Consider the following 26444-nt stretch of genomic DNA (forward strand, 5'->3'; position numbering starts at 1 on the left):
TTTTTCAATAATTTATTTTATGATAATTAAATATATTTTAGGAGGAACTCAAATGAATAAGATACTTGTAATCGGAACTACTTCTTGGGATACAATAATTAATGTTAATGAATTTCCTTCAAAACCAACAACAATATTCGCAAGTGATTATAAGCAAGTATTGGGAGGAACTGCTGCAGGAAAAGCTATAAACCTTAGTAAATTAGGGTTTGATGTTACATTGGCAACAAAATTTGGAAATGATGAGGCTGGAAAAAATATAAAAAATGTTTTAAATTCAGAAAAAATCAAATTTTTTTATATTGAAGATAAAGAAAGCACTGAGATGCATACTAATTTAATGGATTCACATGGGAAACGGATAAGTATCTACACTCATGTTGGAATGGTTAATCAAGATATTGACTTAAAACCGTTTAAAAAGGCTATTGACGATGCTGATATAATATTACTTGATATTTGTGAGTTTGTTAAACATCTCTTTCCTTTGTTAAAAGATTATAAAAATAAGATTTGGCTAGATATTCATGATTATGATGGTAAAAACCCTTGGCATAAAGAATTTATCCCCTATGCTGATGCAATATTTATGAGTTCCGATTCTATCCATTCTAAGACAGAATTGAAATCTTTAACGAAAGAACTTATTAAAGATAAAAAATTTGTTGTCTGCACACACGGAAAATTAGGTTCAGAAATATTGATGAATACTGGTGAAATCTACTCTGAAGGCATTTTAAGGCAATACAGACTTGTAGATTCCAATGGAGCCGGTGATTCTTTTGTAAGCGGTTTTTTATATGGTTTTTCAAAACAAAAACCAATTACTGACTGTTTAAAATATGCAACATTAGTTTCAAGCCTAACAATTACATCACCATATCTTTATTCTTCTAAACTTAACTCCGACTGGCTGGAACAAGAATTTGAAAATAACTTTAATATCTGAGTAAAACATATTTGCTTAAACTGTTTAATTTTATAAAAAATGAATATATATTTAGAATTCTTTAAAAACAAATTTGTAAAATAAAAAATAATATAAATTGGAGGGTAATTTAATGGAAAAATCGGCATTTTATCATAGGACTGAATCAGAATATGCCTATCTTTATACAAAAGACGAAATTCACATTAGATTAAGGACAAAAAAGAACGATGTCGCTCAAGTGATACTGCATTATGGCGATACAGCCCTGTTTGACTTTACGCAGGACTATCAGTACCATATTCCAATGTCAATAATTACAAGTGATCTTTGTCATGACTACTGGCAAGCCAGTGTAAAAGTTGATTATCATCGAATTTCATATTTATTTGAAATAACAGGGACAGATGGAGAAAACGTATTTTTTGGCGATATGGGAATTGCTGAAAATCAGCCGCATCAGTACAAAGATGCTTCAAACAGCTTTAGAATTCCCTATTTACATGACTCTGACAGGGTAAAAGTACCTGAATGGGTGCGAGATACCGTTTGGTATCAAATATTTCCAGAGCGTTTTGCCAATGGAAAGCCTGAAATTTCTCCAATAAACAGTTTGGTCTGGGATACGGATATTTCGCCTAAACATGATGATTTTTTTGGTGGTGATTTGTATGGGATACTCCAAAAGCTTGACTATTTAAAAGATTTAGGTATTACAGGACTTTATTTTTGCCCTGTATTTGAGGCTCCGAGCAATCATAAATACGACACAATCAATTATTTTGAAATTGATAAGCATTTTGGAGATAAAAAAACTTTTAGAAAATTAGTTGAAGAAGCTCATAAACGAAAAATGAAAATTATGTTGGACGCTGTTTTTAACCATATTGGCAACAATTCAAGTCAATGGCAGGATATAATAAAAAATGGGAAAAATTCCATTTACTGTGACTGGTTTCATATTCATAACTTTCCAGTCTATGCAAAAACAGAAAAATTCCCAAATATTCATCATTATTTAAACTACGACACGTTTAAATTCAGTCCTAAACTACCCAAGCTCAACACGTCCAATCCCGAAGTTCAACAATATCTACTTGATATTGCAACTTACTGGATAAGGGAATTTGATATTGATGCTTGGAGGTTAGACGTGGCAAATGAAATCGATCATCAGTTCTGGAAAAAATTTCATAAAGCTGTAACGGCTATCAATCCAGACATTTATATATTAGGCGAAGTTTGGCATAATGCACATCCTTGGCTAAATGGTGATGAATTTCACGCTGTAACAAACTATCCGCTTGCAGCCAGTATTAAAAGCTATTTTTTAACAAAAACAATTTCAACAGAAGATTTTAAAAACCAGATTAACAGCCAACTTATGTACTATCGTCAGCAAACTAATGAAGTTATGCTTAATATGCTTGATTCCCACGACACCGAGCGTATCCTTACCACAGCTAGAAATAATCAAAATGCTGTAAAATCCGCACTAACATTTATGTACTTTCATTTAGGAACACCTTGTATCTATTACGGAACAGAAGTCGGCATGAAAGGTGGATCAGATCCTGATTGCCGCCGAGTTATGCCTTGGGATGAAAATAAACAGGATTTAGAAATGAAAGATTTTATAAAAAAACTGATTGCTTTGAGAAAAAAATACATAGACTGGATTATTTACGGAAAACAAAGTATTCAAATTCTTGAAAATAATATTTTACAAGTTACGATTTGTTACAATAATTCTAAAATTATTATAAATTACAACAATACAGAAAATATAATTGAATTGCCAAAAACAGGAAAAATTCTTTTGACTAATGCTAAACAATTTTTAGATGACAATACTGTTTTTCTTGAACCTGATACATTCATAGTAACATTACTTTAAACCAAACTTAAAAGTTATGATTATGATTATTTAAATTCTAAATTTATCTCTGTCAGCTCAATATCAAAGAAATCCAAATATATACTTTAAATTTCAAAAATTTCCTCTTAGACTAGAGGATTTTTTTATTTACAAAAATTCAAATACAAAAAAATAAAGACAGAATAAAAAAACTGTTCTACTCCATCTTTATTATTATAATTTGTTTAATTTAGTTAATTAAAATATATGCTCAAGCTCATAAACCAGATTTAAATAAAATTGTTAAAACTTATGAGCTTAATTTAAATTGTACTTACTAAAACACTCGTCAATCCAGAAATTTTTATGTTTTTTCCATCTACATTTACATTTTTTTCTGTATTGGATAAATTATGTAAAACAATTACCGATTTATTTTTATAAGTCCGTTTATATGCTAATATTTGGCTATCATTAACATTTACTATTTGTAAATCACCGTATTTCAAAGCTTCATTTCCATTTCTTAGAGCTATCCATTTTTTGTAATAATTATATAGTGAATCAGGATTTTTCTTTTGAACTTCCAAAGTAGGGGTATCTATATTGTTTTTTATTTCCTCCCATTTTGTCTGTCCATTTTCATTTCCCCACAAATAAGGTTCCCTTATCTCTTCATCAGGCTTGCTTCCCTTCATTCCCAATTCTTCTCCATAATATATAAATGGATTTCCAGATAATGTCAATAATATTGAAGCCGCTAATTTTTGCTGCCTCAAATCAAGCAGGGTGTTAGCAATTCTATTTTGATCATGATTTGTTAAAAATGGTGCATCAATGTAATTGGAAGCAACTTTTCCATAAGTTTCATATATTTTTGTTAATTTGTCAGAAAAAGTTGTAGCATCTTGAGAAATTATCGCTTCGGATATACCATTTTCCGATATTTCAAAATCAAAATTTGAATCAAAGGCTGCGTAATAAGGAGCAATCTTATTTGTATCATTCCAAACTTCACCTACAATATAAATATTTGGATGCTCCTTTTCAAGACTGCTTCTAAATTCCTTCCACCAGTTTACGCTTTCCTTTTCCAAATCAACATTTTTAGGATATTCTCCATCACCATATATATGATACGCTCCATCAATTCTATAGCCATCTATGTTAGTCTCATTAACCCAATAGTTTGCAATCTTTTTCACTTCTTCCCTGACTTGTCTATTGCTGTAATTCAAATCAGGCATTCCTTCCCAGAATATAGCATAATACATTTCCTCATTATTTAACTTATTCCAAGTTTTGTGATTCATTGCATAAGAATTCAGGTTCAAAGACTGGTCATTGTTTTTTGTCACTCTGTAATATGACTTGTATTTGCTGTTTTTATTCTGGAGCACATCTTTAAACCATGGATGTTCCTTGCTTGTATGGTTTACAGGCAAATCTAAAATTACTTTTATTCCTTTGCTATGTGCCTTTGAAACCAGATTTTTCAAATCTTCCTTTGTTCCGTATTCTGAATCGACAGTATAGTAGTCAGTTACGTCATATTTATGATAACTAGGCGACTTAAAGATAGGAGTAAGCCATATTCCCTGTATTCCTAATTCCTTTAATTCATCCAGTTTATCAGTTATTCCGTTAATATCTCCTATTTTGTCATTATTGCTGTCTGCATAAGATCTTACAAATATTTCATAATAAACTCCTGATTTTTCAATTTTACTTTTTTCAGTATTATTAAAGTCTTTTATATTTTTATTTTGACACGAAAAAAGGCTTAAAAATAATGCTGTTATTAATAAAATCCATCCATTTACTTTTTTCATAGATTTAACTTCCTTTCATTCTGAAAGATCGAGATTATCCTTTTGAAGCTCCAGCTGACAGTCCTGCCACTATATTTTTCTGAAGCAGTACAAATAGCAAAGTTATTGGTATCGCAACCAATATTGCTCCTGCCGCAAACAACGTATAATTACTGTTATTCACTCCTGAAATCCACTCAAACAGTCCAACTGCCAATGTCTTCTTATGCGGACTTAAAAGTACCATTTTGGGAAATATAAAGTCAAACCAAGGTGCAGTAAAATTAATTAATGCAATAAAAACTAATATCGGTTTTGCTACTGGCATAATTATTTGGAAAAATGTTCTTAAAGGCCCTGCTCCATCGACTCTTGCCGCTTCATCCAGACTCGCAGGTATTCCATCAAAATATCCTTTTGCAAGCCAAGAATTATAAGGAATTTGCCCTGCTATGTATATCACAAGAAGTCCCAGATAAGTATCAACTAGATTAAGTCTTTTTAAGAACGCATATATTGCAGTCATTGCTAAAAATGATGGAAACATTTGCAATATAAGGACTGTTACCATTGTCTGCTTTTTCCCTTTAAATTTATATCTCGAAAAGATATAAGCCGTTAACGTTGTTATAAATAGTGAAATTACCATATTTACTACTGCTATGAAAAGCGTATTTAGATACCATCTTGGATAATCTGTCTTAAACAGCTCTGCATAATGAGCAAATGTTATCTGTTTTGGAAAAATATCAGTTCCAAATATTGAAGTACCAGGTCTTAGCGACGCTCCTACAATCCATATTACAGGAAATATTACAATAAGTGATATTATAACAAGCAATATATATATAAATACGGTCAGTATATCAAATTTTATTTTTTTTTCTTCTGCCATTTTACAACACCGCCTCCTGATTGAAAGTTTTAGATCTAGCCAATGTCAATAAAGATATACTTGCTACAAACAGGAATATGAATATAGTTACTGTTGCCGCTAAGCTGAACAAGTTATTATCCATTGTAAGTTTGTATATCCAAGACACCAATATATCAGTATGTCCTGCATATCTCAGGCTGGAATCTGCTGGAAGTCCATTTGTTAACAGATAAATCGCTCCAAAATTGTTAAAGTTAAATGCAAAAGTTAATATCATTGTAGAACCTAATTGAAGCCATAACATCGGAAATGTTATATTTTTAAATTTTTGCCATTCAGTAGCCCCGTCTATATCTGCCGCTTCATACAGTGAACTCGAAATATTAGTCAGTGCTCCTGATATTAATACCATGAAATATGGCGCTCCCAGCCAAGTATTTACCAGTATTGCAATTATTTTGGCCCCTGTCGGATCAGTTAAAAATGGAATATTTGTATGCAGCAAAGCATTTATAGGCCCTAATCCATTAAACATCAGTCTAAATACTAACAATGACACAAAAGCGGGCACTGCATAAGGAAGTATAAAAATTGCTCTCCAGAACCCTTTAAATTTTATTCTTCTGCTGTTAGTTATAAGTGCCAAAAGCAATCCTGCCGCAAAATTAAATATAGTAGTTAAAATGGCCCAGACTAGAGTCCATCCTGCAACTACAAAAAATGTTTTAGACAATTCCTTGTATCTTATAAGCCTTACAAAATTCTCAAATCCTATCCAGTCAAATAAATTTTTAGGCGGAAGATGATCCGGCCCCGAATAGTTTGTAAATGCTATTAGAACTGTCAAAAGCATTGGAAAGAATACAATGAAAATTGTTCCCAAAGCTCCAGGTGTCAAGAATGCCGGCATAAAAAATTCATCCATTACATAATCTCTATATTTTTCACCTTTTGGCAAGCTGTTTCCTGCATCAATGAATTTCCCAAGTTTTTTTGCATCTTTTAAATTATATACATAAAAAATTATAAATAAAATTAATATTATAAAAAACAAAGCACCATTTACCAAATAATCAAGCGAATTATCTCCAGCTGTAGTCTTAAATATAGTCCTTACTTCAGGTTTATCCCCCAGACTTATAAATTTATAAATTACATTGCTAAATAAGCCCGACAGAAGTATTACTCCCATTAATAAATGCATTACAATAAAAAGAATTCCCTTAACTATATGTCCAGCCAGAAGTTGTCCGGCTCCCGGTAAAAGTGCCGAAGCTATTAAAAATTTTTTTTCTTTATTCATCTCACTTCCACACTTTCCATATTTATTTTATGTCTAAATATCTTAAAATCAGATAAAAAATTAAATAATAAATTATTTTAGCCAAACTACTTCTTATCTTAAAGTTCAAAAAAGCAGTTTGACTATGTATTGTTTATTAAATCTCTAACTAAAAAGTTCTTAATTAACTACTTTATTTTTTTGTTGCGGCAATTTGATCTTTAATTGCTTTTACAGCATTATCAAGTGCAGCTTTTGGTTGCGCTTTTCCTGCCCAGGCATCTCCTAATGCAGCTCCCATAGGATCCCATACTGCTCCCATTTGAGGTACTGACGGCATTGGCTCAGCAACTGAAATTTGTGCTAAAAATGCTTTTGAAATATCATCTGTTGGTTCAAAAGATTTTAATGGCGGAATTTGCCCTGTCATTTCAAATCTTTTTTGAAGCATTTCCTTTGAAGATGCGAACTGCAGGAATAACACTGCCGCTTGCGGATACTTAGTAGTAGAATTGATTCCTAATATTCTTACACCTGAGAATGATTTAGGTTTTTTCCCATTAATTGTAGGTAACGGAACTACACCATATTTCACTTTAGAATCTTTTAAATCACTTAAGAACCAAGGCCCATTTATTACCGCTGCAACTTTTCCTTCAGTAAACAATGCTTTTATAACATTTGCATTTACATCTTGAGCTTTATCAGCAGAAACTTCTTTTAATTTTAACATTGCTTCAAGTCCTTTTACAGCACCATCGTTATTAAGTCCCATATCATTGACATCTGTTCCATTTTTGAATACATAACCTCCATCAGCCGAAAGGAATGCATAAGAAAAATAGAAATTAGCAGGTTCAAATAAAATTCCAAATTTTTGTGCACCTTTATTAGTTAATGGTTTTGTAGCTTCAACTAATTTTTCAAATGAATCAGGCGCTGTTGGCAATAAATCCTTATTATAGAACAGAGCATAAGTTTCCATTGCCAAAGGTATACCGTAATGTTTATTGTCCATTGCCTTAGATCCGCTTATAGCTCCTGGATAGAAATCCTGTTCCAATTTATTTACTAATTCTGGCACATCATCCAATGTAAATAACAGCCCTGCACTTGCAGCTGTTCCTATGTTATCATGCGGGAAAACTACTAAATCTGCCGCTCCGGAATCTGTTTTTCCTTCAGTTTGTAATTTTTTCACTACATCTGGCGCTTCTACATTTTCATAAGTTACTTTCACGTTATATTTTTTCTCAAATTCCTGTGCCACATATTTTATCCAGTCCGCTTCTTTTCCTTTAGATTCCCAAACTTTTAAAGTAGCTCCGCTTTCCGGCTTTAATTCTGACATTGCAGAACCTTGTCCACCTCCGTCTGTTTTTTCAGCTTCCTTTTTTCCGCAAGAGAATAGAATCATCATAGCGGAAATAATTAAAAATATCTTTTTCATTTTTATATCCTCCAATTTTATCTTCAAATTATGAAAGTTTGCTAGAACCAAACTTCTGTCTGAATTCCAAATAATACTCCTTTATTATGTTCCTTTCCATCTAAGTCTTTTCTTATCATCTTTTTATCCCCAAAACCGTGTCCGTAAGTTACAAATGCTCTGATTTCAGGACGTCCCCAGAAGTTTTCCGTATCAAGTTTCAAAGTAGGCGCCACTGTTAATTTAAATAATCCACTGTCGTAGTCTGTATCTCCCTTACGAACTTTTACATAGTCTACTCCTGTTTCATATTGCATAGCAAAATGGCTTGTTATAGGGTTGCTGACTCTTACTCCTGCTGTTAGCCATTGCTGTCTTTGATCTTTAGTTCCCCAGAAGTTCTTGTCATATCTGTATCCTAATTCAGGCATAACTTGCCATCTGTCTGAAAGATTAGCTTGTCCATATGTGATTAAGTTTACAGATACGGCATCTTTTCGGCTATCTCCCCATGAAGTAGCAGTTCCCAGTCCGCTTGCAGAACCAAGTCCTACCCCACCTTGCAATACAATTTTAGAAAATCCATTATCTTTAAATCCATAGAATCCTGGCAAGCTATAACTAATTGCACCTTGTGTTCCCCATTCGGCTATGTCTTTGTCAGTAGAATCCGATCTCATTGTGTGTCCTGCCAGTTCAAATGCCCAAGGACCTACTGAATATTTAGTATGAAGCGTGTATTCAGGGTGTTTTCCAGGATCTGTCGCTATTACAGCAACATCCGCTGTTCCTGAACCAAGTTTTATGTTTTGAATCCCTGCTCCTGTTCCTGAGAAGTCTTTAATATAATAGTCATTTATATGAATGTCTTCTCTGTTATAGTATCTTTTTCCAGCCCAATATGTAACTCCACCATTTGGTGTTATGTCAACATAAAATTGTCTAGTTTTAAATGAGTCATTTTCAGAACCTGGATCATTTGGATTTCCTGCAGTCCATGTTTTATAGTCATTTCCTGAACCTGATTTTGTTGAGAACATGTAGTGAACTGAACCTTGTGCCCCATTTATATCAAATTTTTTCACTAATTCCATTTCTGCGTATGTATCATCTTCATTACCAAGTCTATATTTTTTAGCAAATCCCTCATCCTGTACTTTAAATGTGCTTCCTTTTTCTCCTTGCTGATCTATAAGAAGTCCTGCTCTTCCATAACCATGAAATTCAAATCCATCAGTTATGCTTGCCATGCTGAATGCTGGCGCAGGGGCTGGCGCTGGTGCAGGTGTTTGTTTTTCAGCTATTTGCTTTGTCAATTCTTCTTTAGTTTCTCTTAACTCTCTTTCAAGCCTTTCAACTCTTTCTTCAAGCGTTTCCGCATTCATAAAAGAACATGCCAGTAAGAATGCTGTCAATGCTAAAAGTAATTTTTTTCTCATAATAAAGTCCTCCAAATATTTTTAATTTTTATCTATTAATTTTAAAGCTAATTTACAAAATAGATTATAGACTGCTGTGAGTTGTTAATTTTATAATTTATATTTGCCTATTTGTTAAAATTACTTATCGAAGTATAGTAACGTTTACCTTGCTTAAGATATTAAAATCCTGTTTCTTTTAGTAAATTAACTTTTTATTAACCATTTTTCTATTTTACTGCCTACTTAACTTCTTCAGAAATTCAATTATTTAAAGACTGAATGAAGCGACTACAATCCCTAATTCGTTTAAATAATTATGTAGGCTGTATTTTATAAGCTTATATTTTCTTCCGTCTGTGCATCAAATATATGTGCTTTTGAAGTATCGAACCTAAATATTTTTTTCGTTTTGCTGCTCTTAATTTGTGTGAAATTTGAATTTAATCTGCAAGTAAATTGGTGATCATTAAGTGAAAAATAAATATACTCTTCATTTCCCATCTGTTCTACTACATTTATTTCCCCCTCTTTTGAAAAACTGTCTTCTGATTCAGAAACTGTTATATTTTCAGGCCGTATTCCGAATACAACTTTTTTTCCAACATGATTTTTCAATTTTTCAGCCTTTTCACTTGCAATTTCAATTTGCGTTCCACTCAGATCTATGTATATTTTTCCTTCTTTTTCCACTAGTTCACCATCTATAAGGTTCATAGTGGGAGAACCAATAAATCCAGCCACGAACTTATTGGCAGGATAGTGATACAGATTTAACGGCGTATCAACCTGCATTATTCGCCCTGATTTTAATACTGTTATTCTGTCTCCCATGGTCATTGCTTCAACTTGATCGTGAGTAACATATATCATTGTTGTTTTCAGTTCCTTGTGAAGCTGTGCAATTCTTACACGCATCGAAACTCTCAACTTGGCATCAAGGTTTGATAAAGGCTCATCAAACAAGAATACTTCCGGCTCTCTTACAAGCGCCCTTCCAAGTGCAACTCTTTGTCTTTGCCCTCCTGACATTTCTTTAGGCTTTCTATCCAAAAGTTCTGTTATCTCAAGCTTTTCTGCTGCTTCTCGTACTCTTCTGTCAATTTCATCTTTTGGAGTTTTTTTCAATTTTAACCCAAATGCCATATTTTCATAAACTGTCATATGCGGATACAAGGCATAATTTTGGAACACCATGGCTATTCCTCTGTCCTTTGGCGGAATGTCATTTACTAGCCTGTCACCTATGTATATTTCTCCGCCACTTATTTCTTCAAGCCCTGCCACCATTCTCAACGTTGTTGATTTTGCACAGCCTGAGGGTCCTACAAATACCATAAATTCACCATCTTTTATGTCCAAGTCTATGCCGTGAACTGCTTTAAAGCCGTTTGGATATTGTTTTTCAACTTTTTTTAATACCACTCTTGACATTAATACTCCTCCTATTATTAAATAATACTTTTTTTATCCTTTACGTTCTAAGTATACCTTAATTTTTTCCATTGTCAATACCTATACGTAAATCTTTTTTAAAATTTTTTAATTGCTATTTTTAAATTCCTCATAAAACCTATTCTAAAATTTTCCTTTAATTATCCAACTAAAGGATAAAATCTATTGAAAATATTGATTTACAATTTTGCATATTTATTATATAATAATGCTACAAACTAAATAATAAACCAAAAAAAGGAGCATTTCATTATGGCAAGCTACAAAAACTTTGACTTTAAAAAATTATATTTTCTTGTGTATATTGCTTTAATTCTGCTAGTTGTATTTATTGCATTCAAGCTTGGAATATTTTTATTCCCATTTACAATAGCATTGTTTCTATCAATATTGACACGACCGTTTACACGGTTTTTACAGCGAAAGTTAAAATTATCAAAAAAACTTTCTACAATAATTTCAATTGTAACATTTTTAATTCTAATTTTTGGCGCAATTGGATGGGGATCATTAAAGTTAATAAGCGAAATTTACAAATTATCACAGAACCTTAATAACTACAGTGAAATGGCACAAAAATTGTGGGTTGACAATATGGCAAAAATCTACACTTATTTGGGAAATTTCCCTTCAGGTTTTACAAAGCAGGTAAATGATACGATAAACAGCTTTATTTCATCAGGTTCTGCAAGGCTTGGACTATTTATAAAGGGGCTAATAAATTTTATTACTTCCATTCCGACATTAATTCTATATATCTGCATAACAATTTTAGCAACTTTCTTTATAAGCCTTGATAGAGATAAGATTGTATCATTCTTAGAACAGCAGCTGCCAAAATCTTGGCTAGACAAGGTATTTAATATAAAAACGGATATGTTTACTGTTCTAGGTTCCTACATAAAAGCGCAAATTATATTGATGACAATTTGTTTTTTTGAACTTTTAATCTGCCTGCACTTGCTGTCATTTTTAAAATTAAATGTACCATACCCTTTATTAATGTCAATTATAATCTGTGCAATTGACGCCTTGCCAATTTTGGGAGCCGGAACTATTTTAATCCCATGGGCAGTAATTTCCTTTGCACTAGCCGACATAAAACTGGGAATTGCATTAATAATAATTTATCTGTTTGTCCTTTCAGTTCGACAAATGCTGGAACCAAAACTAGTAAGCCAGAATTTAGGAGTTCATCCGTTAATCACATTAATTTCAATGTATTCAGGTTTCAAAATTTTCGGAGTAATCGGTTTTTTAATAGGCCCTGTTGTAATGATTATTTTGAAAAATGTATTTTCAAAGGAATTGGAAGCTGGATTTTTCCGGGATATTTTTGGAGAGCCTTCCGACACCGTCAAATCTAATAACGTCAAAATGGATAATGCTGAAATAAAAGCAAAAGAAGACATTAAATAACAGTCAAACATGAAAAGAGCCGCAATTAAGCGACTCTATTTTTTTATTCTAGATAAAATTTCTAATTTATTTATGCTTTTTCAGCCATCATATCCTTAACTTTCATAAGCCTTGTAATGCTTGATCTCTCATTTTCATCAAGCTTCATCTGGATATAACGGATTGTTTCTTCAAGCTGCGGAATTGTCATATATTCCAGTGCGTTTACACGCCGTCTTGTCTTTTCCACTTCATCTGCCATAAGCTGACATGCCTTTTCAATTTCTGCCAGTTCCAGCAAGTCTTTCATTACCCGGTTCAAACCGTCAACAGCATCATCCAAGTCAGCAGATGTTTGTGCATACCCATAAGGATAGGCTACTTCTGCACTTTCCAGATCCCTGTTAAAAGTCATTTTTGGTACAATTACGCTCATTACATTTTTAGTTTCTATATTTGCAAAAAGTTTATCTTCTGAATATGCAATGGCATTTTCCAGCATTTCATCAGACATTACCCCTCTTGCAAGCAGAAAATCCTTAAACGAATCCTGCAATTTCCCTTCCACTTCTTCACGCAATTTTCTATTCTGCTTTATCAAAATTATAAATTGCCGCATAAGTTCATCCTGCTTGTCCTTCAACAATTTGTGTCCGCTTTTGGCAGTTTTTAGACGTGTCTTTAAACGGCTTAACTCCATTCTTGTAGGATTTACATTTAATCTTGCCATAGCCTATTCATCTCCTGCAGGTAAATATTTTTCCAAATATTCATCTCTAATTCTTTTCAGCTCTGTTCTTGGTAGTATTTTTAGTAAATCCCATCCTAAATTTAAAGTGTCCTCAATAGTTCGGTTATTCTCAAAGCCTTGAGCCACGTACTGTTCCTCAAATGCAGTTGTAAATCTGACAAATGCCTTATCAGTTTCAGATAATGCCGATTCCCCCAATATCACAGCCAGTTCCTTCGCTTCCTTACCAGTCGCATAAGCCGCAAACAATTGGTTCATCGTATCCGCATGATCCTCTCTTGTCTTTCCTTTTCCAATCCCTTTATCCTTCAATCTTGAAAGTGAGGGTAAAACGTCAATTGGAGGCATCAAATTCTGTTTATACAGATCTCTTGACAAGATTATTTGCCCTTCTGTAATATATCCAGTCAAATCTGGAATTGGGTGAGTCTTATCATCTTCAGGCATTGTCAAAATCGGTATTTGCGTAATTGAACCTTCACGCCCTTTAATTCTTCCCGCTCTTTCATAAATTGTTGATAAATCGGTATACAGGTATCCTGGATATCCTCTTCTTCCTGGAACTTCCTTTCTTGCTGCCGATACTTCACGTAACGCTTCACAATAGTTAGTCAAGTCAGTTAAAATTACAAGTACGTGCATTCCTTTTTCAAATGCCAGGTATTCTGCACAAGTAAGTGCCATTTTTGGTGTGGACAGACGCTCAATTGCAGGATCATTAGCCAAGTTCATAAACAATACTGCTCTGTCTATCGCTCCTGTTTTTATAAAGTCTTCCGTAAATGTCTGAGCTTCTTCAAATGTAATCCCAATCGCTCCAAATACCACCGCAAATTTTGAATCTGTCCCCAAAACTTTTGCCTGTCTTGCAATTTGCAGCGCCAATTCTGCATGCGGAAGCCCTGAACCAGAGAATATCGGTAATTTTTGCCCCCTAACAAGAGTATTTAGCCCATCAATGGCAGAAACTCCTGTTTGGATAAATTCTGACGGATAATCACGTGCAACTGGATTTATAGCCGTTCCATTTATATCCAATGTCTTTTCAGGAATAATTTTCGGCCCGTTATCTTTTGGACGTCCCAATCCATCAAATACACGTCCTATCATATCTTCTGATACTCCAAGAGATAAAGGCCTACCCAAGAATCTTACTTTTGAATCTTTCAAGTTAATTCCGGCTGAATTTTCAAATAACTGCACTACAGCCTTATCTCCATTTACTTCAAGCACACGTCCACGACGAAGTTCTCCATTTTGAGTTTCAATTTCAACAAGCTCTTCATACTTGATGCCTTCAACACCTTCAACCATCATCAATGGCCCTACAATTTCCTTAATAGTTTTGTATTCCTTAAGCATTTGCCACACCTCCTTTATTTACAAGCTCATCTATTCCTGTTTCCAATTCTTTTGCAATTTCTTTAATTTTATCTAATTCCGCTTCAGGCAGATATTTTGCTCTCGCAATTCTTTCTCTTACGGGCATTGCGATAATTTCACTTAAATAAGCTCCATTTTCAAGTCCTCTTAACCCTTCATCATAGAATTTTAATACTAGTTCCAGCATTCTGTCCTGTTTTTCAAGCGAAGTATACGTATCCGATTCCATAAACGCATTTTGCTGCAAATAATCTTCCCTTATTGATTTTGCAATTTCCAGTTTAAGCTGATCCTTTTCTGACAAAGTATCCTTACCAACCAACCTAACAATTTCCTGCAAACTGTTTTCTTCTTGTAACAGCGACATTGCACGGGCTCTGTTTCTAGAAAATTCAGGCCCTACATTCTGATCCATCCACTTGTCTACTTTTGCTTGATATAGCGAATATGAATTTAACCAGTTAATCGCCGGGAAATGACGTCTATATGCCAAATTCGCATCTAGTCCCCAGAACACCTTAACAATACGAAGCGTTGCCTGTGATACTGGCTCTGAAATATCTCCACCTGGAGGTGAAACTGCTCCAATGACAGTCAAGGCCCCTTCTCTTTCATCTTGTCCAAGGCAGATTACTTTTCCTGCCCTTTCATAAAATTCTGCAGCTCTTGAACCTAGATAAGCTGGATACCCTTCATCTCCTGGCATTTCTTCCAGCCGTCCAGACATTTCCCTAAGAGCTTCTGCCCATCTTGAAGTAGAATCTGCCATTATTGCCACTGAATATCCCATATCCCTAAAATATTCAGCAATTGTAATTCCTGTATAAATACTAGCCTCTCTGGCCGCAACCGGCATATTCGAAGTATTTGCTATAAGCACAGTTCTTTTCATTAATGATTGTCCTGTTTTTGGATCAATTATTTCTGGAAATTCCATAAGAACGTCTGTCATCTCATTTCCACGTTCTCCACATCCTACGTAAACTATAATTTCTGCATCTGCCCATTTAGCCATTTGGTGCTGTACAACTGTTTTTCCAGATCCGAAAGGCCCTGGTACACATGCAGTTCCTCCTTTAGTTACAGGGAAAAATGTATCAATTACCCTTTGTCCTGTAATTAACGGAGCTTCTGGATTTAATTTCTGCTTATATTTTCTTCCACGTCTTACTGGCCATTTTTGCATCATTTGAACTTCTACTAATTCACCTTTTTCAGTTTCAATAATCGCAATTGTGTCAACTACTGTATAACTTCCACTTTTAATAGTTTTCAAAGTCCCTTTTATTCCAGCTGGTACCATAATTTTGTGGCTTACAACAGAAGTTTCCTGAACAGTTCCCAAAATATCCCCAGTTTCAACTGTTGCCCCAGCAGATAATACAGGCTCAAATTCCCATTTTTTCTCTCTGTTTAAAGGTTTTACCTCTACCCCTTTATCCAGAAAGTCCCCTGCTATTTCCTGATATTCCTTTAGCGGACGCTGAATCCCATCAAACATCGCTTCAATAAGCCCAGGCCCCAGTTCAACACTCAAAGGCTCTCCAGTTGTAAAAACCTCTTCTCCTGGCCCAATTCCCGATGTTTCTTCATATACTTGAATGGAAGCCTGATCGCCTCTCATTTCAATAATTTCACCTATCAATTTTTTCTCTGAAACTCTTACCACGTCATATACATTGGCATTCTCCATACCCTCCGCAACAACAAGAGGCCCAGATACTTTTATTATTTTTCCTGTTTTCAATGAATTTTCTCCTTTCATCTAAAATATATTAGATCCTATTGCCTTCTCAACGTATTCGTCTATCTTTTTAAGTCCAATTCCCAGACTTCCCTGATTATTCGGAATCAAAATAACAGCAGGAAGCACTTCACGGCTGTATCTTTCAACGGTACTTTCAACCAATGTGGCAACTTGCTCTGTCACAAAGATAATACCATAGTTATTACTTGCCATCTCATCAATTGTGCTTCTTGCCTCTTCCTTTGTAATAACAGGGTACACGTCAATTCCTAGTGCCTTAAATGATAAAATAGAATCCTTATCTCCAACTACGCCTATTTTATGCATAAGTTTCACGCAACCTTTCCCTTATTTTATCCGATCCTATGTTGTTTATCTTGCTTACCATTATCATTCTGACTGCATTAATTTCACGCTCTTTTGCAACTAGATAGGTAAACAATGGCTCTGGCCCAAATACAACATATTTTGATTCCTTATTTAATTCCATCAGGTAATTATCCGAAATTTTTTCAAGTTCCGATAATCTTTTTGTTTCATTAAATGTTTCCAATCCCTTTGCCAGATATATTCCCAGTTTTTCCTTCTTAAACTTGTTCAAAATAGTATCTATATTGTCATTTATTGACTCAACAATCTTATTTCTTGAAATTGTTCCACCGTCAAAAATAACAGTTTCCAAAAATTTTGCATCACGGTTCTGTTTTTGCACTCTAAGCAAAGTTATCATATTTTGAAAGTCAATCAGCCCTTCAACATAGTCAGTAATAACTTTTACATCAATTTCTTTTGCCAGTCTTGCTAAATTTTTAAAATAGTGCTTGTCTACAATTATGTCAATTCTTTGCGGATTATGATTTTCTTCAAAGTCCTTCTGCACTTCATTAATTGCATCCAGAATTTCCTGCGGCAAATCATGACTTTGCAGTTCAAACTTTGTCTTAAATTTTCCGGCATCAATCGTTCCAGCCTGCATAAGCAAATTTGAAAAATCTTTTCCTGTTATTTTACTTTTTAATAACACCTTTAAATTATGATAATCATATTTAAGAGATAAGATATCAACAATTGCAGTATTTTTAACCATGCTTCTCACAATGGAAAAAACACGCTCCGTTTCTCTTTTCAGTATTGTTTCATAATCCTGACTGCCATGAATATCAGCCATGTCTTGAGAATATTCCGTTTCTCCCAATAATTTTAGCACTTCTTCGGGAGTCTGGGCTTCTATCATACGTTCCAGCCTGTTTCTAGTCAAGAGCCTCTTTTCCAGCACTCTAATAGTTACGACACTTTGTCCGTAATCCATTCTATTCATTTTTTTCTCCCTTTACCGATTCTCTTTATCAATTATAAAAGTTTCTTCTTTTTTCACAAAATTTTTTTATTTCTTGATAAAATTTATTTTAACTTTCACTCTTTCAATTAACTATTGATTTCATTTCTATTTTTTATATTAGATATGCTTAACAACTTGTTTATTCTTAATTAAAGTAAATATTTACTTTATTATACTTCCAATAGTTATCAAGTAACTCTATTTATGAAAATAAAAGTTTTGAAATTTCAACTTCCAGCTCATCTCTCATAAAATCCAATTTCACTTCAAAAGTGTAATTTTCCTGGATTCCATTTTCTTCAATGATAAATCCTGAAGTTACAAACTCATTTTCCTTCACTTTTGCATTTGGAAATTTAGCTTTAACCTTGTCTAAAAATTCTTTTTTTACGATTAACTCTTTTCCTGCTATAGATTTTTTATCAATATTCTGAGTCAGGTAATTAATGTACTCCTTTTCATCCATATTAACAAGTCTTGTTTTTAGTTTATCTATAACTTTATCAATTACTGTCTGCTTTGCCTTTAATTTTTCATTTCTAACTTTTAAGTTTGCGCTTGACTTAATTCTGTCTGAAAGCAGTTCACGCTCTCTTCTCGCATTTTCAAGCAATGTTTGCTTTTTAGCAGTAACCTTTTTTATTTCCAAATCGTATTTTTGCTTTGCTTTATCCTCAGCACTTTTTACAATTTTGTCTGCTTGTTCTTTAGCATCATTTAATATTTTTGAGGTTAAATTATTTAAATTAGACATATTCACTCCTTACCATATTTAAGGGGTATAACTACCCCTTTTAAAATTAAAATCTTCCTAGCAGCATAATTGATACAACGAATGCCAATAGTGCATAAGTTTCAACCATTACTGAGTAAATAATACCTTTTGTGTTTTGTTCCTCATTTTTTGCAAGCAAACTGATACCAGATGCGGCAACTCTTCCTTGTGCGATTGCTGAACCGTAACCTGCGATTGCGATTGGCAGGCAAGCCATTAAAATTCCTAATCCTGTTTGCAAAGTCATTTCAGGTTTTAATTTCCCTAATACCATAAGTCCAATAACAAAACCATATAATCCTTGTGTTCCTGGCAATAACTGCAATACTAACGATTTACCAAACTTTTCAGGCTCTTCACTCATAAGTCCAGTGGCCACTTCCCCAACGATACCTACACCTTTTGCAGATCCAATACCTGCTAATAATGTCGCTAATGCCGCACCTAATGTCGCCATTACGATTCCTCCATTTTGTACTAAAAACTGTGAAAAATTCATTTTATTTCCTCCTAATTTTTTCTATTTTATTTATTAAACATTTTTACTAAACTTAAATTACACAATTAATCATCAAGATTTATATATTTATTTTCTGTTCTAAAATCTTTAAACGGCTTTCCTCCGCCTTCATAAAACTTACCAAAATATTCTACATACATAAGTCTTGAAGTATGAACATAGGCTCCCAGGAAAGACAGGAACATATTAAATAAATGTCCTCCTACCAGTATTACTGGCACGATTATCATTCCAAACCAGTTTCCGCTAATCATTCCAGCAATCATATTTATAGCTGACGCAATGAACCCGCCAGAAAGCCCTAAAGCCATAAGTCTTGAATATGATACAAAATCTCCCACGTAGCTGGAAATTCCATAAAGGCTGTAAAGCCCTCCACCTAATTTTGCACCAATTCCTTTGGCTTCACGTCCACCAGTAAGCACAATTCCAGCCATTCCAGCAATCATTATCCACATTGACACGTTTGCTACAACAGGCGACAAATTCATCAGTTTGAATACTAAATAGACTATTCCGCCCATAAGCGCCATATACCAGAACAGCACATCATAAATTGCTTCCAATGATTTGCCATCTCTAATTAACATATACGCTTTTATTGCCAATCCAACAAATATATGGACTATACCAAATACAATTGAACCTATCAGCAAGTCATTATATTGCGATGCAGGATCAATCAATCTCCACATTCCCGGAATTGTCGCTCCAAAATATGAACCATATAAAAATCCCCAGAAAATAACTGAAAAACTTAAATAAAAGAAAAACTTGACAGATTTTCTCATTTGAGAACTTAAATTTACTACCTTTAGAACAAACATCGTTGCAAACAGTAACACAAGCCCATAACCTACATCCGCTCCCATCATTCCAAAGAACAAGATATAAAACGGTGTAAACAGCGGTGTCGGATCAATTTCATTATATCTCGGATATGCATACATCCCTGTCAGATTTTCAAATGTGCTTACAATTTTTCCATTTTTCAGCTTAATCGGCACTGTCGCATCATCCTTATCCGCTTCTGTAAATGTCAAATAATAATTATCCCTGGTTTCATCTTTTACCACTTTTTCAAATTCATTTACCTTTTCAGCAGGAATCCATCCTTTTATCAAAATAGTATTTTCAGTCTGTGCCAATTTTTCCGATTCAACGATTCTTAGCTTTTTATTTTGCATATATTCATAAACTGCCTGTAAATCAGTCAAATCTTCACTATAAGTTTTAATTTTGGCTTTCAATTTGCGTTTTTCCTTTTTCAGTCCTGAAATTTCCTTTTGCAGTTCATTTTTGTAATCTTGTGGAACTGCATCAATATCTAGATTTTCCACTGTAAAACTGCTATTTCTGAAAACTTCAGCCAATTTTTCCTTTTCACTTTCATCAATACTTGAAATCACAAGATAATACACTTCATCTTTTACTATTTTCAGTTCCTCATAATAAGTTTTATCAAGTTTAGAAATGCCATCAATAAAAGTCCCCTTTAACTTTATCGGCACTGTTCCCAAAAATGTATTTACCTTTTTCAAGCTCTTTAATTCTTTCGGATTTACATCCAGCCGTTCCCACAAATCAATTTCGTCATAGCGTGCATATTTTTTAGAAATTTCCGACTTTATTTGTGAATACTGCGTTCCAATCTGGTTTAACTCAGAAGAAATTTTCTTCCAGTCATAAATCAATGCTTTTTTCGCTAACTCATCAAACGTATAATTTTCATTTCCATGAATAACATCCCTTAAACGTGTTTTTCTCTCGTCATATTTTTTAATAAGAGAAATTGCACTGCTTAACTGATAAAGACGCTCGTCAATGTGAGTCAGTTCCTCATTGTTTACATACTTTGTAACGCCTTCAACAACATCCTTACTAACTTCCCCATTTTCATCACGCAGCTCAATATCCACAAAATTTACTTCCTTAAATTTTTGAAGTTTCTTTAACACTTTAGCCCTTTGTTCTGCGAAAACAACCAAATCAAACTTGCTCATTTTAACTATTGCCATTATTTCACAATCCTCTCTGCTAATAAATTAACAACTTCATCTATTTTTCTTTCGTCAATTTCGAGAATTTTATTTACATTTTCCTTTTCGCTGCTCAAAAGAGATTTTACTCTTTTTTCAGCCTCATCCATTGACTGTTTCTTCAAATTTTCCACTTCAAGATTTGCCTCAGAAATCATTTTATCGCCATCATCTTTTATTTTCTGCTCAATATTTCTCAAAATATCCTTTGCCTTTTCATTTGCATCAGCAATAATTTTATCTGATTCTCCTTCAGCATCTCTTATTTTTTGTAAAACTTCTTTTGCCAAGATATAACCTCCTTCAAAATTTATTTTTACTTTTTACAATTATTCATATTTTTTTAATCCCTTATAAATAATTTTACAAAAATAAATTGACTGATTAGTCACCATATTATTATGTTATCAATTTTTTCGCCTATTGTCAATAAAAAAATATAACACAGATTTTATGTTATATTTTCTCCCTCGGTTAATTATTTAAATTTATATATATTGGAGCATTAGGAACATCAAATCCTTTTTCTTTTGCTCTTATTTCTTTGGTTTTTAAGTCTTCATTATCCACTGTTTGAGTATCCAGTCTTGCAACTTCCTTTTTAAGTTCAATTAGCTGTTTTTCCTTTACATCCATTCTTCTCCCTAATTCAGAAATATCAAATGAGACAAAAACTCTCAGCAAAGCTACCATAGTTACAATAGCCACATAGATACTAACTATACCGATTACTCTCATATTTAACCCCGCTGTTCTGGAAAGTTGTTTTCTAACTTCTTTAGGAGCTACTATTCTTTCTCTTCTTGCATCTTCATGTGATCTTGCTGTATTTGTAATTTTTGGAACATCAAGTATTTCCATTTGCATTTTTTTGTTTTTTGAAACACCATTCATAACTGTTTATTCACTCCTTTCAAAAATTCTCAATTTTGCTGAATGTGCCCGGTTATTTTCTTCTAATTCTAATTTTTTAGCAATAATTGGTTTTTTTGTAATTATCTTTCCTAGACTTTTTTTGTTGCATACACAAATTGGTATATCCTTTGGACAAGTACATGGATCTTCATATTCACGAAATTTTTCCTTTACAATTCTGTCTTCCAGCGAATGAAAAGTAATTACTAGTAGCCTACCATTTTTATTAAGTAGTTTTACCGCTTTATCCAATGTTTCGCTTAACACTTCAAGCTCTTTGTTTACAAAAATTCTAATAGCCTGAAATGTTCTTTTGGCAGGATGCCGTTTCATACTTTTTCCTATTGATTTTATAACAATATCCGCAAGTTCCGTTGTAGTTTCAACTGGCTTGTTTTTTCTATATTCTATAATTTTTTTTGCAATTTTTCTTGATTTTGGCTCTTCACCATATTTGTAAATAATATCAGCTATTTCCTTTTCAGAAAAATTATTGACAACTTCATAAGCACTTATTTTTAAGTTACTGTCCATCCGCATATCCAGCCTTGCCTCGAACCTGTATGAAAAACCTCTTTTAGCATTATCCAGCTGATTTGAGGAAACTCCTATATCCATCAGTATCCGATCTACTTTTTCAAAGCCCGCAAGATAAACAGCAGTATCAATATTTTTAAAATTATCTTGAAATATTTGAAGTCTATTCCCATATTTCTCAAGCCTTTTTTTTGCAAATTCAATAGCCTGTATATCCTGATCAATTGCAACAACTTTTGAATTTTTAGAAGAATTTTCTAAAATACCTTCCGTATGCCCGCCGCCACCAAGCGTACAATCAACATAAACCGCATCTTTATCTGTTATTATATTGTCTATCACTTCGTCAAACAGTACGGGCTTATGATATTCCATAGCTTCTTCCTTTCCAGAACATTTTTAAAATATACAAATTTAATATTTGCAAAACTCCTTAAAACCAATTTCAATAAAGTAAACTAATTTCATACAAACTCCAAAATTTATAATTTATCTTCAGTTTCATTTTAAAGTTTTTGCTAAAACTACTTTAGTACAAGTGTATATTGTAATTAAATCAATATTTGTAATCTTGTTAATTATTAAATCATTTTATTTCTTTCATAATTACTGAAACATTTTAGCACACTTTTCTTATTTTTTCCATATAACTTTTTAAAATTTATACTTTTATTTACAAATATTTATAAATCTATCTGTAAACAATTTCCTCAGCAATTCTTTTCGCCTCTTTTTCACCCAAAAGTTCACTAATAATTTCAAAGGCAAAATCCAATGCCGTTCCCGCACTTCTGCTTGTTATAACATTGCCATCCGTAACAGCTCTATCTTTTCCTAGCACTGCCTTCCCTTTTACTAGTTCGTTTTCACACGCTGGAAAACACACTGCATTTTTTCCTTCCAAAATTCCAAGACTAGATAATACTGTAGGTGCTGCACATATAGCTGCAATTTTTTTATTTCCACTATCTTTTGAAAATTTTAACACATTATTTAGTAGTGTCTTTGAATTAAAATAATTTCCAACTCCAGGACCGCCAGGCAATATTAACACATCGTATTCAGAAAAATTAATTTCATCAATTATCTTATCTGCCAATATCTTCATTTTTCTCGCACTTTCCACAAGGTTCTCCTTTGTGATTGAAACTGTATCTACATTAATTCCTGCCCTTTGAAGTAAATCAATTGGAGTTACCGCCTCAATTTCTTCAAATCCGTTTGCCAAAAATACTGCAACTTTTTTATTTTCCATATCTTTTACTCCTTATTCACTATGTTCATATCTTTTCAAATTAGAATTTGAATTAAACAAAATTATCATAACTTTTTTGTTTGATTTCAAAATAATTTTACTCTAAAATAATAATTCCTGCTTTTAAGGCAAAAAAGGCTAATGAAACCAACTAGCCTTTTTTTATTATTATAATTTGTTATGATTTACTATAATTTTTCTACAACATCTTCAGGCGTATCTTGCTGTAAAATTAAATCTCTAAATTTTTTCGCATCTGCATAATTGCTATTTCTAATTATTTTCTTAACAGTCAATCCTGATGAAGCGCTCATGCTGAATGAATCAAGCCCCATTCCTAACAATAGTTTAGTTGCTCTTTTATCTCCAGCGAATTCTCCACACATACTGACATTTATATTAGCTCCATGCGCCGCATCAATTACTTTTTGAATAGCTTCCAATACTGCAGGGTTAAATGAGTTGTATAAGTTTGCAACCATTTCATTTCCTCTGTCCACTGCCAGGAAGTATTGTGTCAAGTCATTAGTTCCAATTGAGAAGAAGTCAACTTCTTTTGCAAATTTGTAAGCAATAATTGCTGTTGAAGGAGTTTCAACCATTATTCCCACTTTTATGTTTCTATCGTAAATTTTTCCAATTTCATCAAGTTCTCTCTTGCATTCTTCCAAAATAGCATTTGCTTTTCTGATTTCATTAATTGAACTTATCATTGGATACATAATTTTAATTTGTCCATATTGCGAAGCTCTCAAAATAGCTTTTAACTGTGTTTTGAACATGTCTTTATTTTCTAGTGAAATTCTGATTGCTCTATACCCTAGGAACGGATTTAATTCTTTCGGCAAATCTAGATATGGCAGTTCTTTGTCTCCACCAATATCCATTGTTCTTATTGTTACAGGTTTTCCTTGCATTTTTTCAGCAACTACTCTATATGCTTCATATTGTTCCTGTTCAGTTGGGAAGTGATCAGAGTTCATAAACAGGAATTCAGTTCTGTATAATCCAATTCCTGTCGCTCCTGACTCAATTACAGCGTCAACATCGTTAGGGCTTCCAATATTCCCCCAAATGTCAACTTTTCTACCATCAAGAGTAATCGCATCTTCATGAATTAATTTTTTCAATTCTTCTTTTTCTTTTCTTATTACTTCCTGTTTTTTAATGTACTCATTAACTAAATCTTCAGATGGTTCCAAATACAGCTCCCCTGTTTCTCCATCCATAACAACAATTTCCCCATCTTTTACTTCGCCAAGTATTCCTTTTACTCCAACTATTGCCGGTAATTCAAGCGATCTTGCCATAATTGCAGAGTGAGCTGTTTTCCCTCCAACTTCTGTAATAAATCCTATACAGTTTTCTAAATCCAATTGTGCAGTATCGGATGGCGTCAAGTCTTCAGTTACAACAATTGTTCCTGGTTCCAGATTACTCAAGTCATGAATTTTCATGCCTAACAGATTTTTAAGCCATCTTCTTCCTATATCTTGCAAATCAGCAGCTCTTTCTCTTAGGTACGGATCATCTAATTGCGAAATCATGTCACGATATTCATTAATTCCATCGTGTAACGCTTTTGCAGCTGGAAGTCCATCTCCTTTGATTTTATCTTCAACTTCCATAATCAAATCTTCATCTTCAAGAAGCATAATATGACCATCAAAAATTGCTGCTTTATCTTCTCCCATTTTTTCCTTTACTTTTTCTCTAATTGCGATTAACTGAGTTTTAGATTTTTTCAATCCATCTCGAAGTTTCGCCAATTCAGCCTCAATTGTTGAATTCTCGATTTTATTTTCCGGAATAACAATTTCCTCTACGATAAAAAGTAATACTTTACCTATAGATACTCCTTCTGAAGCACCAATTCCTGTCATTCTTTTCATTTTTTTCTCCTCTATATATAAATTTTTTTATTACAAACGAATTTAAAAATTACAGCTTACCTCTATTAGCCTTTATATAATCCCTTAATATTTTTACAATTTCACCTTTTCCAAACTTTGTTGCCATGTCCATTGGAGTGCCTCCATGTTTATCTGTAATTGTAGGATTAGCTCCATATTGCAACAGCATTTTTACTATTCTGGAATTAGCTTTTAATGTAGCATCTTCAAGCGGAGTCCATCCATCAACGGTACTTCCTGCATTTGCAAGCTTTGAATCTTGCTTTAATAACATTTCCACCGCTTCAATATTTTCATAATATGCCGCAGTTCCCACTGTTGTCCGGTTAAAAATTGGGTGTGTTTCGTATAAATTTGCGCCATTTTCAATTAGGAGTTTCAAAATCTCATTATTTTTAGCTTCAATAGCTACAATAATCGGAGTATATCCATCCTTGCTTTTTGCATTTATATCTACCAATTTCCCATTTTCCTGAAATATTGATCCTTCATCAAGCTGAACCCCATAAACTCCTGGTTTTGGATTTAAAATTTCATCTTTTATTCTTTTTCTGCTTTCAATATTATCTCTAGTTGAAAGATAAAATTTTGCAAATTTATTATTATGTGCACGTATGGCATCCAGTACTGATTTTAAAAGTTTTTCATCAGCATTTTCCTTGTTTATTTTTGGAACTAGATTTTCTCCAGTATCATATTTAAAAGTTACAGGAAATAATCCTTTATGAAAAAACATAAAAGTTACAATAAAGATGATTTTATATTTCTTAAATAAAAAAAACTTGTTCACTTTTTATACCTCACTAATAACATT

Annotated in this window: 23 protein-coding genes; 3 read left to right on the forward strand and 20 right to left on the reverse strand. The window is 33.2% G+C overall.

The features are described 5' to 3' along the window. Window positions 1–52: 52 nt before the first annotated feature. Both HW275_RS10705 and HW275_RS10710 read left to right on the forward strand, forming a co-directional pair. Window positions 53–949, forward strand: a complete 897-nt coding sequence (locus HW275_RS10705; protein ID WP_218975154.1) for a carbohydrate kinase family protein — start codon at window positions 53–55, stop codon at window positions 947–949. A gap of 112 nt (window positions 950–1061) precedes the next feature. Then, window positions 1062–2825 carry a glycoside hydrolase family 13 protein gene (locus HW275_RS10710; protein ID WP_178936544.1) on the forward strand — a complete coding sequence of 588 codons (1764 nt, stop codon included), beginning with the start codon at window positions 1062–1064 and terminating at the stop codon, window positions 2823–2825. 284 nt (window positions 2826–3109) lie between these two features. Here HW275_RS10710 and HW275_RS10715 read toward each other — a convergent pair whose 3' ends face one another. The 6 genes from HW275_RS10715 to HW275_RS10740 form a co-directional block, all read right to left on the reverse strand. After that, window positions 3110–4618, reverse strand: coding sequence for an alpha-amylase family glycosyl hydrolase (locus HW275_RS10715; protein ID WP_178936545.1), 1509 nt, complete (start codon window positions 4616–4618; stop codon window positions 3110–3112). Between the two features lie 34 nt (window positions 4619–4652). Further along, window positions 4653–5492 (reverse strand): sugar ABC transporter permease, encoded by an 840-nt coding sequence (locus tag HW275_RS10720; protein ID WP_178936546.1) that lies wholly within the window; start codon window positions 5490–5492, stop codon window positions 4653–4655. Window position 5493: 1 nt separating this feature from the next. Continuing rightward, window positions 5494–6777, reverse strand: coding sequence for a carbohydrate ABC transporter permease (locus tag HW275_RS10725; RefSeq protein WP_178936547.1), 1284 nt, complete (start codon window positions 6775–6777; stop codon window positions 5494–5496). A gap of 172 nt (window positions 6778–6949) precedes the next feature. Then, the gene (locus HW275_RS10730) at window positions 6950–8206 is read right to left on the reverse strand and encodes a maltose ABC transporter substrate-binding protein (protein WP_178936548.1); all 1257 of its coding nucleotides are present in this window, start codon (window positions 8204–8206) and stop codon (window positions 6950–6952) included. A 41-nt stretch (window positions 8207–8247) separates the two neighbouring features. Continuing rightward, window positions 8248–9624, reverse strand: coding sequence for a carbohydrate porin (locus HW275_RS10735; protein ID WP_178936549.1), 1377 nt, complete (start codon window positions 9622–9624; stop codon window positions 8248–8250). Between the two features lie 312 nt (window positions 9625–9936). Then, entirely contained in the window at window positions 9937–11037 is a 1101-nt protein-coding gene (locus tag HW275_RS10740; RefSeq protein WP_178936550.1) for an ABC transporter ATP-binding protein, read from the reverse strand. Window positions 11038–11310: 273 nt separating this feature from the next. On the opposite strand from HW275_RS10740, the gene ytvI reads away from it, so the two are divergent. Continuing rightward, on the forward strand, window positions 11311–12477 hold the full coding sequence (ytvI, locus tag HW275_RS10745) for a sporulation integral membrane protein YtvI (protein ID WP_178936551.1): 1167 nt from the start codon (window positions 11311–11313) through the stop codon (window positions 12475–12477). Window positions 12478–12547: 70 nt separating this feature from the next. On the opposite strand, the gene HW275_RS10750 is transcribed toward ytvI, so the two are convergent. From HW275_RS10750 to HW275_RS10815, 14 genes are all read right to left on the reverse strand, one after another. After that, entirely contained in the window at window positions 12548–13186 is a 639-nt protein-coding gene (locus HW275_RS10750; protein WP_178936552.1) for a V-type ATP synthase subunit D, read from the reverse strand. Window positions 13187–13189: 3 nt separating this feature from the next. After that, window positions 13190–14569, reverse strand: a complete 1380-nt coding sequence (locus HW275_RS10755) for a V-type ATP synthase subunit B (protein ID WP_178936553.1) — start codon at window positions 14567–14569, stop codon at window positions 13190–13192. Then, window positions 14562–16337 carry a V-type ATP synthase subunit A gene (locus HW275_RS10760; RefSeq protein ID WP_218975155.1) on the reverse strand — a complete coding sequence of 592 codons (1776 nt, stop codon included), beginning with the start codon at window positions 16335–16337 and terminating at the stop codon, window positions 14562–14564. The genes HW275_RS10755 and HW275_RS10760 overlap by 8 nt, the downstream gene beginning before the upstream one ends. 18 nt (window positions 16338–16355) lie before the next feature. Continuing rightward, the gene (locus tag HW275_RS10765) at window positions 16356–16664 is read right to left on the reverse strand and encodes a V-type ATP synthase subunit F (protein WP_178936823.1); all 309 of its coding nucleotides are present in this window, start codon (window positions 16662–16664) and stop codon (window positions 16356–16358) included. Then, complete coding sequence (locus tag HW275_RS10770; RefSeq protein ID WP_178936555.1) at window positions 16657–17655, reverse strand: V-type ATP synthase subunit C; 999 nt, start codon at window positions 17653–17655, stop codon at window positions 16657–16659. Before HW275_RS10770 ends, HW275_RS10765 begins: the two co-directional genes overlap by 8 nt. A gap of 223 nt (window positions 17656–17878) precedes the next feature. Continuing rightward, a complete protein-coding gene (locus HW275_RS10775; RefSeq protein ID WP_178936556.1) occupies window positions 17879–18430 on the reverse strand; it encodes a V-type ATP synthase subunit E in 552 nt (183 codons plus the stop codon). 46 nt (window positions 18431–18476) lie between these two features. After that, window positions 18477–18950: a V-type ATP synthase subunit K gene (locus tag HW275_RS10780; RefSeq protein ID WP_015769010.1), complete on the reverse strand. Its 474-nt coding sequence runs from the start codon at window positions 18948–18950 to the stop codon at window positions 18477–18479. 65 nt (window positions 18951–19015) lie between these two features. Next, complete coding sequence (locus HW275_RS10785) at window positions 19016–20989, reverse strand: V-type ATP synthase subunit I (RefSeq protein ID WP_178936557.1); 1974 nt, start codon at window positions 20987–20989, stop codon at window positions 19016–19018. Beyond that, the gene (locus HW275_RS10790; protein ID WP_178936558.1) at window positions 20989–21300 is read right to left on the reverse strand and encodes a hypothetical protein; all 312 of its coding nucleotides are present in this window, start codon (window positions 21298–21300) and stop codon (window positions 20989–20991) included. Before HW275_RS10790 ends, HW275_RS10785 begins: the two co-directional genes overlap by 1 nt. A gap of 184 nt (window positions 21301–21484) precedes the next feature. Then, window positions 21485–21904, reverse strand: a complete 420-nt coding sequence (locus HW275_RS10795) for a cell division protein FtsL (protein ID WP_178936559.1) — start codon at window positions 21902–21904, stop codon at window positions 21485–21487. A 6-nt stretch (window positions 21905–21910) separates the two neighbouring features. Beyond that, the gene (gene rsmH / locus HW275_RS10800) at window positions 21911–22837 is read right to left on the reverse strand and encodes a 16S rRNA (cytosine(1402)-N(4))-methyltransferase RsmH (protein WP_178936560.1); all 927 of its coding nucleotides are present in this window, start codon (window positions 22835–22837) and stop codon (window positions 21911–21913) included. Window positions 22838–23153: 316 nt separating this feature from the next. Beyond that, window positions 23154–23717, reverse strand: a complete 564-nt coding sequence (locus HW275_RS10805; RefSeq protein ID WP_178936561.1) for a DJ-1 family glyoxalase III — start codon at window positions 23715–23717, stop codon at window positions 23154–23156. A gap of 188 nt (window positions 23718–23905) precedes the next feature. Then, the gene (ptsP, locus tag HW275_RS10810; RefSeq protein WP_178936562.1) at window positions 23906–25609 is read right to left on the reverse strand and encodes a phosphoenolpyruvate--protein phosphotransferase; all 1704 of its coding nucleotides are present in this window, start codon (window positions 25607–25609) and stop codon (window positions 23906–23908) included. A gap of 49 nt (window positions 25610–25658) precedes the next feature. Beyond that, window positions 25659–26420 carry an ankyrin repeat domain-containing protein gene (locus tag HW275_RS10815; protein ID WP_178936563.1) on the reverse strand — a complete coding sequence of 254 codons (762 nt, stop codon included), beginning with the start codon at window positions 26418–26420 and terminating at the stop codon, window positions 25659–25661. Between the last annotated feature and the right edge of the window lie 24 nt (window positions 26421–26444).

The organism is Leptotrichia sp. oral taxon 223, assembly GCF_013394795.1.
Classification (GTDB): Bacteria; Fusobacteriota; Fusobacteriia; order Fusobacteriales; family Leptotrichiaceae; genus Leptotrichia.